11 protein-coding genes and 1 riboswitch are annotated in these 12,022 nt (G+C 61.5%); all 11 genes read left to right on the top strand.

Annotated elements, in window-relative coordinates; genetic code table 11:
- Nucleotides 1–295: response regulator (locus C4885_RS01180; protein WP_113998654.1), on the top strand; the 295-nt coding region annotated here is incomplete at its 5' end.
- An 87-nt stretch (nucleotides 296–382) separates the two neighbouring features.
- A riboswitch (cobalamin riboswitch) is annotated at nucleotides 383–612 on the top strand.
- 202 nt (nucleotides 613–814) lie between these two features.
- Nucleotides 815–2,071 carry a sirohydrochlorin cobaltochelatase gene (locus C4885_RS01175; RefSeq protein ID WP_113998653.1) on the top strand — a complete coding sequence of 419 codons (1,257 nt, stop codon included), beginning with the start codon at nucleotides 815–817 and terminating at the stop codon, nucleotides 2,069–2,071.
- A gap of 504 nt (nucleotides 2,072–2,575) precedes the next feature.
- Nucleotides 2,576–3,472, top strand: coding sequence for an iron transporter (locus C4885_RS01170; RefSeq protein ID WP_113998652.1), 897 nt, complete (start codon nucleotides 2,576–2,578; stop codon nucleotides 3,470–3,472).
- Nucleotides 3,473–3,477: 5 nt separating this feature from the next.
- Nucleotides 3,478–4,605, top strand: coding sequence for an ABC transporter substrate-binding protein (locus C4885_RS01165; protein ID WP_242979440.1), 1,128 nt, complete (start codon nucleotides 3,478–3,480; stop codon nucleotides 4,603–4,605).
- Nucleotides 4,606–4,628: 23 nt separating this feature from the next.
- A complete protein-coding gene (locus C4885_RS01160; RefSeq protein ID WP_113998669.1) occupies nucleotides 4,629–5,645 on the top strand; it encodes an iron ABC transporter permease in 1,017 nt (338 codons plus the stop codon).
- A complete protein-coding gene (gene cbiD, locus C4885_RS01155) occupies nucleotides 5,642–7,603 on the top strand; it encodes a cobalt-precorrin-5B (C(1))-methyltransferase CbiD (RefSeq protein WP_113998650.1) in 1,962 nt (653 codons plus the stop codon). The genes C4885_RS01160 and cbiD overlap by 4 nt, the downstream gene beginning before the upstream one ends.
- A gap of 3 nt (nucleotides 7,604–7,606) precedes the next feature.
- Nucleotides 7,607–8,365 carry a precorrin-4 C(11)-methyltransferase gene (cobM, locus tag C4885_RS01150; protein ID WP_113998649.1) on the top strand — a complete coding sequence of 253 codons (759 nt, stop codon included), beginning with the start codon at nucleotides 7,607–7,609 and terminating at the stop codon, nucleotides 8,363–8,365.
- Complete coding sequence (locus C4885_RS01145) at nucleotides 8,362–9,366, top strand: cobalt-precorrin 5A hydrolase (RefSeq protein WP_113998648.1); 1,005 nt, start codon at nucleotides 8,362–8,364, stop codon at nucleotides 9,364–9,366. Before cobM ends, C4885_RS01145 begins: the two co-directional genes overlap by 4 nt.
- On the top strand, nucleotides 9,356–10,096 hold the full coding sequence (cobJ, locus tag C4885_RS01140) for a precorrin-3B C(17)-methyltransferase (protein WP_113998647.1): 741 nt from the start codon (nucleotides 9,356–9,358) through the stop codon (nucleotides 10,094–10,096). The genes C4885_RS01145 and cobJ overlap by 11 nt, the downstream gene beginning before the upstream one ends.
- The gene (gene cobK / locus C4885_RS01135; protein ID WP_113998646.1) at nucleotides 10,093–10,827 is read left to right on the top strand and encodes a precorrin-6A reductase; all 735 of its coding nucleotides are present in this window, start codon (nucleotides 10,093–10,095) and stop codon (nucleotides 10,825–10,827) included. Before cobJ ends, cobK begins: the two co-directional genes overlap by 4 nt.
- Nucleotides 10,824–12,020, top strand: a complete 1,197-nt coding sequence (gene cbiE / locus C4885_RS01130) for a precorrin-6y C5,15-methyltransferase (decarboxylating) subunit CbiE (protein ID WP_113998645.1) — start codon at nucleotides 10,824–10,826, stop codon at nucleotides 12,018–12,020. Before cobK ends, cbiE begins: the two co-directional genes overlap by 4 nt.
- Nucleotides 12,021–12,022 lie beyond the last annotated feature (2 nt).

Here is a 12,022-nt window from a genome sequence, read left to right as displayed (position 1 = left end):
CGAGCATTTTGGCAACGCAGATGCCGTGCCGCAGCCGCCGGAGCGGTGCTTAAGCCGTCAGGCGGGAATTGTGCGGTGCTGCCTTAAAGTTGTAAACCGACAAAATACAAAAACGCGCCCCGCGGCCATCCGTTCTTTGCCCAAAGCCGATGCCGCGCAGGTGCCCATTGTTGCCATGACGGCCAACGCCTTTGCCAAGGATGTGCAGCCGGCCAAAACCGCCGGTATGAACGAGCATGCCGCCAAGCCGCTGGATATGAAACGCTTGTGTGAGATTTTGCACCGGCGGCTGTAAGGACGCCTAGGAAGGCCGAAAAAATTCGGCAGAACATACAAACAGCACCTTGCGCTTTTGGATGCAATGTGCTACAATGAATCAGAAACTGAATATAAAACAGCAGGTGCCTTTCATTGTTTGCCGGGCGGCTGAGCCTTCCGGCGCTCTGGAAAGGGTAAAAGGGAAGCGGGTGCAAATCCCGCACGATCTCGTCACTGTGATAAGGGAGCCTGCCGCCAGGGTGCATTTGCACCGGTCACTGAGCATTGCTTGGGAAGGCGGCGGCAGGCGTTGAGCTTTCAGCCAGGAAACCTGCCCGCTGTTGGTACGGGAGCATTGCTCCAGATCACGAGGAATTGGTTGTACCTGAAAAGCTCATGGAAAATCCGGGGGTCTTTTTGCGTTGCCGTTCTGCACACAGAAAGACCCTTGTTTTTTTGTGGCAGTTTTGTCTGCAAAGCTGCTGCGCCTGGGTTTTGTTTCCTGTACCTGTTTTTCAGCAAATGGATTTACCATAGGAGAAAGGAAGCAAAACACATGAAACACAACAACCTGAAAAAGCCCGCTGCCGTGCTGACCGCACTGGCTCTGGCCGCCGCCCTGCTGGCTGGCTGTGGTGCGCCATCTGACAGCATGGCTGCCAGCAGTGCCCCCGCCGAAAGCGAGGCTGTAAGCACCGAAGCACCCGCTGAAAGCGCAGACGAGGGAGATGCAGACGAAGTGGCCGCAAAGAAATGTGCAGACCTGATCGATGCCATCTATGTGCAGGAGCGCACCGATGACACCGACGCCCAGTGCGAAGCTGCCAAGCAGGCATGGGACACCCTGACCGATACCCAGAAAGAGCTGGTGGAAGGCGAGAACGCTGACCCCGACTACTTTGGCCGCAATACCGGCGATGCCAACCTGGACGATTCCCGCAATGGGGATGAGATCGGCGAAAACGAACTGCTGGTCGTCAGCTTTGGCACCTCCTTCAACAGCAGCCGCGTGGCAGATATCAAGGGCATCGAGGATGCCCTGCAGGCCGCTTACCCGGATTGGTCCGTCCGCCGCGCTTTCACCGCACAGATCATCATCAACCATGTGCAGGCCCGCGATGGCGAGAAAATCGATAACATGAAGCAGGCTCTGGACCGCGCTGTTGCCAACGGCGTTAAGAATCTGGTTGTTCAGCCTACCCACCTGATGCACGGCGCTGAGTACGACGAAATGTGCGAAGCTGTGAACGAGTACGCGGATAAGTTCGAAAGCGTTGCCATTGCTGAGCCCCTGCTGGGCGAAGTTGGCGCTGACGCTACCGAAATCAACGCTGATAAGGAAGCTGTTGCCACTGCCATCACCACCGAGGCTGTTGCCGCCGCTGGTTATGATGACGCCGCCGCTGCTGCCGCCGATGGCACTGCTTTTGTGTTCATGGGCCACGGCACTTCCCACACCGCAAAGATCAGCTACAGCCAGATGCAGATGACCATGCAGACCCTGGGCTATGACAATGTGTTCATTGGCACTGTTGAGGGCGAGCCGGAAGACACCGCCTGCGAGGCTGTGATCGAAAAGATCAAGGAAGCCGGTTACACCAAGGTTGTCCTGCGCCCCCTGATGGTGGTTGCCGGTGACCATGCCAACAACGATATGGCTGGCGATGACGCAGATTCCTGGCTGAGCCAGTTCAAGGCCGCCGGCTGCTTTGACAGCGTGGATACCCAGATTGCCGGTCTGGGCGAAATTGCTGATGTGCAGCAGATCTACATTGACCATACCAAGGCCGCTATTGATTCCCTGAATGGCTGATTTATGATGCATACTGCCCGGAAGGATCAACGTCTTTTCGGGCAGCTTTTGTTTTGTGCGGACCGGGGGAAACGCTGTGCGCCAAAATGGGGCTGCGCTGCGGCTGTGCCGCGTCCCCACGCTTTTCTTTGAATCTTTAGCCCCTCTCGCCAAACCATGCAGTGCCCCCGCCAACCTAAGGCAACACCGCACAATTCCCGCCTGACGGCTTAAGCACCGCTCCGGCGGCTGCGGCACGGCATCTGCGTTGCCAAAATGCTCGATAATACACAAAGTATTATCTGCGCTTTTGGCTTAGCATCTGCCGCACCTCGCTCGCCGTATCGGCACTTAGAATTATGCGGTATTGCCCTAAAACATTGCAACACTCTTCCGGGTTGGCAATACACGGGGCAAATGACCGCGGGCGGGCAATGCTCGCCCCTGCGACGTAATTTTCTGTTATCCTTTCTTATTATATTCTATTCTATCATTTCAATTTTTTGCAATGCGAGGTAACACCCAATGAAACAAAATCGTGTAATTTCCGGCGCTGTGGCCGCCCTGGTGCTGGCCGCTCTGCTGGCTGGCTGCGGCTCTACCGCAACCGGCGCTTCTTCTGCTGACTCCACCCCCGCTGCCACCGAGGCTGCCAGCAGTGAAGCCACCGCCCCCACCGCAGAACCCCAGACCGAAGCTGCTCTGCCGGACGGCGTGTATACCGCCGAATTTGAAACCGACAGCAGTATGGTGCACGCCAACGAAGCCTGCGATGGCAAGGGTACCCTGACTGTCGCCGATGGCAAAATGACCTTCCATGTCAGCCTGGCATCGAAAAAGATCGTCAACCTGTACCTGGGCACTGCCGAGGACGCCCCCAGCCACGAAAGCGACTGGCTGCAGCCCACCACCGATACTGTGACCTATTCCGACGGCACCAGCGATGAAGTGTACGGCTATGATATTCCGCTGGACGCTGTGGATACCGACTTCCAGCTGGCCATTTTGGGCACCAAGGGCACCTGGTACGACCATACCGTCAGCGTGCGCAATGCCGAGCCTAAGACCGAAGATGCCGCTGCCGAAACCGCCGCTGTGCCTGCTGATGGCAGCTACACCTGTGCTGTCACGCTGGAGGGCGGCTCCGGCCGTGCCACGGTGGAAAGCCCTGCCGCCCTGACGGTTGCCGATGGAACCATGACCGCCGTGATTGTGTGGAGCAGCCCCAACTATGACTATATGCTGATTGATGGAGAAAAGTACCTGCCCACCAACACCGAAGGCAACTCCACCTTTGAAATCCCCGTTGCTGCGCTGGATACCGCCCTTGCCGTTACCGCCGATACCGTTGCCATGAGCACCCCGCACGAGATCGATTATACCCTGACCTTTGACAGCGCCACGCTGACCCCCGCAGAATAATGCAGATGAAACGTTTTGGGCTTTGTGCCGCACTTTCTGCCGCAGCGCTTTTGCTGTTGGCCGGCTGCGCGGGCAGCGGCAGCACGGCTGCCCCCACCCTTACCGTGGAAAGCAGCTACCCGCTGCAATACGCCAAACAGTTTACCGTGGATGAATGCACCGGCGGGTACGAGCGGATCACCATTGCGGACAGCCAATATCTGGTGGTGCCGCAGGGCGCTGCCGTTCCGGAGAATCTGCCCCAGGGCACCACCGTGCTGCAACAGCCCATTGAGAATATCTACCTGGTTTCCACCTCCGCTATGGACCCCATCATCAGCCTGGGCGCGCTGGACAGCATTGCACTTTCCGGCACCAAGGCGGATGGCTGGTACCTGCCCGAAGCCAAAGCCGCCATGCAGGCGGGGCAGATTGCCTATGCGGGCAAGTACAGCGCCCCGGACTATGAAACCATTCTGGCTTCCGGCTGTGGACTTGCCATTGAAAACACTATGATCTACCATACGCCGGAGGTCAAAGAGCAGCTGGAAAAGTTCGGCATCCCCGTTTTGGTGGAGCGTTCCAGCTATGAAACCGACCCTCTGGCCCGCATGGAATGGGTCAAGCTGTACGGCATTCTGCTGGGCAAACAGCAGGAGGCGGAACAGCTGTTTGACACCCAGGTACAGCGCGTTGCCCCGCTGGAAAACCAGCAGCCCACCGGCAAAACGGTGGCGTTTTTCTCCATCACTTCCAACAACCTTGTCACGGTGCGCAAAGGCAGCGACTATGTGGCCCGCATGATCGAGATGGCGGGCGGCAGCTATGTGTTTGCTGATTTAACGGACAACGGCAACAATCTGGCCACCATCAATCTTTCGCTGGAAGATTTTTACGCCGGTGCCAAGGACGCCGATGTGCTGCTCTACAACAGCACCATTGAGGGCAGCATTGCCAGCACCGAACAGCTGGTGGAAAAATGCCCGCTGCTGGCGCAGTTCAAGGCCGTGCAGAACGGCAATGTGTGGTGTACCGCGCAGAGCCTGTTCCAGCAAAGCATGGAGCTTCCGGATTTGATTCTGGATATGAACCGCGTGTTTACCGAGGGCACCCCTGCGGACAGTGAACTGACATTTTTAACGCATGTAGAATAATTTTATTGCAGAAAGGCAGCGCCATGCACACCAAGCGCCTGACAATTACATATGTAGCCCTTGCGGCGGCGCTGCTGGGGCTGTTTGCGCTCAACCTGTTCTGGGGCAGTGTGGCAATTTCGCCGCGCGGCGTGGTGCAGGCGCTGCTGGGCCGCGGGCAAGATGAACTGGCCGCCAATATCCTATTGCAGCTGCGCCTGCCGCGCGTCGTTATGGTGGTGCTGCTGGGGGCGGCGCTCTCGGTAGCGGGCTACCTGCTGCAAACCTTTTTTGCCAACCCCATTGCGGGGCCGTTTGTCATGGGCATTTCCAGTGGGGCCAAGCTGGTGGTTGCGCTGACGATGGTGGTATTTTTGAACCACGGCCTGCTGACCAACTCGCTCACCCTGATTCTGGCCGCCTTTGCTGGATCCATGGCTGCCATGGCCTTTGTGCTCAGCGTGGCGCGCCGGGTACACCGCATGAGCATTCTGGTCATCTGCGGCGTGATGATCGGCTATATCTGCTCCGCCGTCACCGATATTGTAGTGGCCTTTGCACAGGATTCCAACATCGTCAACCTGCACAACTGGTCCATGGGCAGCTTTTCCGGCATGACCTGGGGCAATGTGGCCGCCGCTGCGCTGGTGGTGCTGCCCTGTTTGGCCGCGGCCTTTTTGCTGGCCAAGCCGATGGCCGCCTACCAGATGGGGGAGCAGTATGCCCAAAGCGTGGGTGTGGCTGTGCGGCCGTTCTGCGTGGCGCTGGTGCTGCTTTCCAGTTTGCTGGCTGCCTGCGTCACGGCGTTTGCAGGGCCTATTTCCTTTGTGGGTATTGCGGTGCCGCACCTAGTCAAGCAGGCGTTGGGAAGCGCCAAGCCGCTGCATGTGCTGCCGGGCTGTGCGCTGGGTGGGGCGGCGTTCTGCCTGCTGTGTGATCTGATCGCCCGCAGCCTGTTTGCCCCCACCGAGCTTTCCATCAGCTCCGTCACAGCGGTATTTGGTGCGCCGGTAGTCATCTGGCTGTTGGTGCACCGCCAAAGCGGGGAGGGCCGGGCATGAGCGAAGCATTTTACTGCCAAACGCAGGATCTTGCCATCGGGTACGGCAAAACGCCGCTATTACAAAACATTGGCATTGGCGTGCAGCGCGGGCAGATCTTAGCGTTGATTGGTCCCAACGGCGCGGGCAAATCCACCCTGCTCAAAACGCTGGCCGGGCAGCTGGCGGCGCAAAGCGGCGCTGTGCTGCTGCAGGGCCAAAACCTGACAACCTACACCCCCAATGCCCGCGCGCGCAAAATGGCCCTGATGCTGCCCCACACCCGCCACACGGAGCTGACCACCTGTTTTGATGTGGCCGCTGCCGGGCGCTACCCCTACACCGGACGGCTGGGCATCCTGTCCGAGCAGGACAAACAGCAGGTGCGGGATGCTCTGCATCTGGTGCAGGCGGATGAGCTGGCCGACCGGGACTTTACCAAAATCAGTGATGGCCAGCGCCAGCGCGTTCTGCTGGCCCGCGCCGTCTGCCAGCAGCCGGAAATTATTCTGCTGGACGAACCAACGTCATTTTTGGACATCAAAGGCAAAATTGAGCTGCTGACCATCCTGCGCCAGCTGGCACAGGAAAAACAGGTGGCCGTCATTGTCAGCCTGCACGAGCTGGAGCTGGCGCAAAAAATTGCGGATACCGTGGTGTGCGTATCGCCGCAGGGCGTTTCCGGCGTGATGACACCGAAAGACGCGTTTGCTGCAGAGAACATCCGCACGCTGTACCGCCTGACCAAAGAGCAGTATGAAGCACTGTACGGCCCCCAGCCGGAGCGTGAACCCGAACGGAGACCCGCCAAACAGGAGCCGCCCAGGTTTGAACATTACATCCGCAGCGGGCAAAAGCTGCTGCGCTGCGGTTACACCACCGGCACCTGCGCCGCCCTTGGCGCTGCCGGGGCCGCCCGCCTGCTGCTGACCGGTAAAGCACCGGAATCCGTCGGCCTGCGCACCCCAAAAGGCATTGTGGTGGAGGTTGCGCCCATCTACTGCCGCAAAACAGCCGCCGGCGCCCAGTGCGCCATCCGCAAGGACGGCGGGGACGATGTGGACGTTACCACCGGCCTGCCGGTCATAGCCGACATCACCCTGCTGCCGGATGCCCCCGGCCAGGTCACGATTGACGGCGGCCCCGGTGTGGGCCGTGTGACGAAGCCCGGCCTGGACCAGCCGGTGGGGCAGGCGGCCATCAACCATGTGCCGCGCCGGATGATCACCGATGCCCTGCACGCGGAGGCCGAAGCAGCCGGGTATGACGGCGGCTTTGACGTAATGATCTCGATCGAGGGGGGCGAGGAAGCCGCCAAACGCACCTTTAACCCCCACATCGGGGTGGAAGGCGGGCTTTCCGTCCTGGGCACCAGCGGCATTGTGGAGCCCATGAGCCAGCAGGCCATCCTGGATACCGTGCAGCTGGAGATCCACCAGGCCGCCCTGCGGGAGCAAAGCCCCAAGCGGCTGATCCTGGCCCCCGGCAACTATGGGCTGGACTACCTGGCCCAAAACCTGCCGGAATACAGCAGCATCCCGGTGGTCAAGTGCTCCAACTTTATGGGGGATGCGCTGGATATGGCCGCTGCGGAGCAGTTTGCAGAGGTATTGCTGGTGGGGCACATCGGCAAGCTGGTCAAGCTGGCGGGCGGCATTATGAACACCCATTCCCGCATGGCGGATTGCCGCACCGAACTGTTCTGCACCCATGCGGCGCTCTGCGGGGCCAGCCAGGCCACCTGCCGTGCCCTGATGGACGCCGCCACAACGGACGCCTGCCTGGACATTCTGGATGCCGAAAACCTGCGGGAGCCGGTGCTCGAAAGCCTATTGCAGGCCATCCAGCTGCATCTGGACCGCCGCGTGGCGGGGGCGTTCCGGGTGGGGGCTGTACTGTTTTCCAACCAGGCCGGGCCGCTGGGCCAGACTGAGACCGCTGCCCAGCTGCTGCAAAGCTGGCAGAAAAAGGAGCAATGAGGTATGGTACATTTTGTGGGCGCGGGCCCCGGCGCACCGGATCTGATCACCCGGCGCGGTGCGGCGCTGCTGCAAACGGCGGACTGCATTATTTATGCGGGCAGCCTGGTCAACCCGGCGTTGCTGGGGCTGGCCAAAGCCGGCTGCGCCATTTATAACAGTGCTGAAATGACATTGGAACAGGTGCTTGCCGTGATGCGCCAAATGGAAGCCGAACACAAAACCACTGTGCGGCTGCACACCGGGGACCCCTGTTTGTACGGGGCCATCCGGGAGCAGATGGACGCGCTGGACGCCGACGGCATTGCTTACGATGATACGCCCGGTGTTTCCAGCTTTTGCGGTGCCGCCGCCGCGCTGAACGCCGAGTACACGCTGCCCGCCGTCAGCCAGACGGTCATCATTACCCGCATGGAGGGCCGCACCCCCGTGCCGGAAAAGGAAAAGCTCGCCAGCCTGGCCAGCCACGGCGCTACCATGGTGATTTTTCTCTCCATCGGCTTAATTGATAAAGTGCAGGAAGCACTGCTGCAGGGGGCATACACCGCAAGCACCCCCGCCGCCGTGGTGTACAAGGCCACCTGGCCGGAGCAGAAAACCGTGCGCTGCACCGTTGGCACCCTGGCCCAAAGCACCAAGCAGGCGGGCATTACCAAAACGGCCTTGATCGTGGTGGGGGATTTCCTTGGCCGCTGCTATGCCCGCAGCAAACTGTACGACCCCGCCTTTACCACCGAATACCGCGAGGGGACCAAACCGTGAACTGTGCGTATCTTGCCTTTACGGCCAAGGGGCTGGCGCTGGCGCAGCAGCTGGCCCAAACCTGCCCCGGCTCCGTCAGCCGCTGCGGGCTGGGCGGGGTGACGCTGGCCGGGTGGACGGCCCAGCAGTTTGCCGCGGCGGATGCCCTGGTGTTTGTGGGGGCGGCGGGCATTGCGGTGCGGGCCATTGCGCCCCATTGCCAAAGCAAGGCCACCGACCCCGCCGTTGTGGTGCTGGATGAATGCGGCCGCTTTGCGGTGCCGCTGCTCTCCGGCCATCTGGGCGGCGCAAATGACCTGGCCTGCCGGCTGGCTGCTGCCTGTGGTGCGGTGCCGGTGATCACCACGGCGACCGATGCCAACGGCCTGTTTGCCGTGGATGAGTGGGCCAAAAAACAAAACTGCGCTGTGTGGGAAACCCCGCGCATTAAATTCGTCAGCGGGGCACTGCTGGCCGGCAAAACGGTGCGGTATGCTTCCCCCTGGGCCATTGCGGGCACCCCGCCCGCCGGTGTGGCGGAAGCCGAAGAACCGTCTGACGCTGATTTTGCCCTGACAATGACCCCGCAGGGGAACGCTTTGCATCTGATCCCCCGCATTGGCGTGCTGGGCGTTGGCTGCAAGCGCGGTACCACCGCCGCCCAGCTGGAAGCCGCGTTTGCAGCGTTCTGCGCCGATACAAATTTGGCCCCGGTCGGAATTACCGCCGCCGCCAGCATTGATCTGAAACAGAACGAACCCGGTCTGCTGGAGTTCTGCCGCAGCCACGGCTGGCAGGTCAGCTTTTATTCCGCCGCCCAGCTGCGCGCTGTGCCCGGAACTTTCAGCGCCTCCCGCTTTGTGCAGGGAGTGACGGGTGTGGATAACGTCTGCGAGCGCGCCGCCGTGCTGGCTTCCGGCGGCACGCTGCTGCTGCCCAAATATGCGCATACCGGCGTGACCTTTGCCGCTGCCGTGCGCCCCTTTGCCCCGGATTGGAGATGGAAAACAGATGAAGCGTAACCTTGTATCCGTTGTGGGCCTTGGCCCTGGCGATGCCCAGTTTTTGACCGCGCAGGCCCGCCATGCGTTGCAAGAGGCTGATGTGCTGTGCGGTTACACCGTTTACATCGACCTTGTGCGCCCCCTGTACCCGGAAAAAGAAACCTATGCCACCGGTATGACCAGAGAAATTGACCGCTGCCGCTGGGCGCTGCAAACGGCCCAGACCGGCAAAACGGTGGCGCTTGTCTGCTCCGGCGACGCCGGGGTGTACGGCATGGCCAGCCCGCTGCTGGAGCTGGCGGCGGAATACCCCGATGTGGAAGTGGAGGTCGTTCCCGGCCTGACCGCCGCATTAAGCGGTGCCGCCGTGCTGGGCGCACCGCTGGCCCATGATTTCTGCGTGATCTCCCTTTCGGACCGGCTGACTCCGTGGGAGATGATCGAAAAGCGGCTGGCCTGCGCCGCCATGGGAGATTTCTGCGTGGCGCTGTACAATCCCTCTTCCAAAGGGCGGCCGGATTACCTGCAAAAGGCGGTTCGCATCCTGTTGCAAAACGGCAAGGGGGCGGGTACCCTTTGCGGTGTGATACGCAGCATTGGCCGCACCGGCCAGCAGAGCAGCCAGATGACACTGGCCGAGCTGGAACACACCACCGTGGATATGTTCACCACGGTGTTCATCGGCAACAGCGCCACCCACCAGGTCAGCGGGTGGATGGTAACGCCGCGGGGGTACCACGGGGTATGAGGATCGTTGTGTTCAGCGGCACTACCGAAGGGCGGGATTTCTCCCGCGCCGCTGCCGCGTTGGGCATTGCCGTTACCGTCAGCGTAGCAACCGACCTGGGGGCCGAGGAACAGGGCCAGGCCCCCGGCATTACCGTACATTCCGGCCGCCTGCTGCCCGGCGCCATGGCGGAGCTTTTGCAGGGCGCAGCCCTTTGTGTGGATGCCACCCACCCTTACGCGGTGGAAGCCACCAAAAACATCCGCGCCGCCGCCAACGCAGCCGGGGTAGAGTACCACCGCCTGCTGCGCGCCGCCAGCACCTTGCCCGCGGGCAGTGTGGTGCTGGGCAGCGCCGCCCAGGCTGCGCAGTATTTAGCCGCAACGCAGGGCAATGTTCTGCTCACCACCGGCGCCAAGGAGCTTGCGGCCTTTGCCGGGCTGGATGCCGCCCGCCTGTACCCGCGGGTACTGCCCACCGTGGCGGGCATTACGGCTTGCGAGGGCGCGGGCATCCCGCACCGCAACATCATTGCCATGCAGGGCCCTTTTACACTGGAACTGAACCTTGCGCTGATGCAGCAGTTCCACATCCGTTACCTTGTCACCAAGGACGGCGGCAGCGCGGGCGGCTTTGCCGAAAAAGCCCAGGCTGCCGCCCAAAGCGGGGCTGCGCTGGTTGTACTGCGCCGCCCGGAGGAATGCGGCGAGACCGCCGAAGAAATTTTGCAACGATGCAGGGAGCTGTTATGAAGATTACATTGGTTGGCATGGGCAGCGGGCTGCCCGGCAGTTTGACTGCCCAAGGCTTGCAGGCCCTGCAAACGGCAGGGCTGATTTTGGGGGCAAAGCGGCTGCTGCAAAACCTGCCGGATGGCTGTACCCCCAACCGCAAGCCAATTTACCTGCCGGATGAAGTGCTGGCCTGCCTGCAAGCGGAGCCCTGCCAGACCGCCGCGCTGGTTTACAGCGGGGATACCGGCTTTTATTCCGGTGCTGCGGCGCTGGTGCCCAAGCTGCGGGCACAGGGGGCGGAAGTAACGGTGCTGCCGGGGATTTCCAGCGTACAGCTGTTGGCCGCGGCGCTGGGCAGGCCGTGGCAGAACTGGCACCTTGTCAGCGCCCACGGATGTGCCTGCGCCCCTGCGGCAGAGTGCCGGAGCGACCGCCCGACCTTTTTTTTGACGGGCGGGCGCAATACCAGCCCCGCCGCGCTGTGTGAGATTCTAGCCGCCGCAGGCTTTGGCGCGGTGCAGGCCACGGTTGGTGAGAACCTTGGCACCCCGCAGCAAAAGGTCATCACCGATACGGTGCAAACGCTGGCGGGCGGCAGCTTTGCGCCGCTCAGCGTGCTGCTGGTGGAGCCCTGCCCCAAACCGCAGCCCCGCGTGCCCGGCCTGCCGGATGAAGCCTTCATTCGCGGCAAAACGCCGATGACCAAGCAGGAGGTGCGCGCCGCCGCGCTGGCCAAGCTGGCCGTTGCCCCCACTGATACCCTGTGGGATGTCGGTGCCGGAACGGGCAGCGTGAGCGTGGAAATGGCGCTGGCCGCCCCCATGGGTCAGGTGTACGCGGTGGAATGTGATGCCGATGCCTGCGCGCTGGTTCGCCAGAACCAGGCCAAATTTGCCGCCAGTAACTTAACGCTGATCGCGGGCAAAGCCCCTGAAGCGCTGCAAAATCTGCCCGCGCCGGATGCTGTTTTCATCGGCGGCAGCAAGGGCAATATGCAGGCCATTGTAGATGCCGCCCTGGCCGCCAACCCGCAGACCCGGCTCTGCATCGCCGCCATTGCGCTGGAAACCTTGCAGCAGAGTATTGCCGCCCTGGCCGCCCACGGGCTGGCCGCACAGGTGACCCAGATTGCTGTAAGCCGCAGCAAGGCGGCAGGCAGCCTGCACCTGATGATGGCCAACAACCCGGTATTTTTGATCGTGAGGGAATGAGA

It is taken from the genome of Subdoligranulum sp. APC924/74, assembly GCF_003324125.1.
GTDB classification, from domain to species: Bacteria; Bacillota; Clostridia; order Oscillospirales; family Ruminococcaceae; genus Gemmiger; species Gemmiger qucibialis.
Note: the sequence above shows the minus strand (reverse complement) of the source record. Positions and strands in the feature narration are given on the sequence as shown.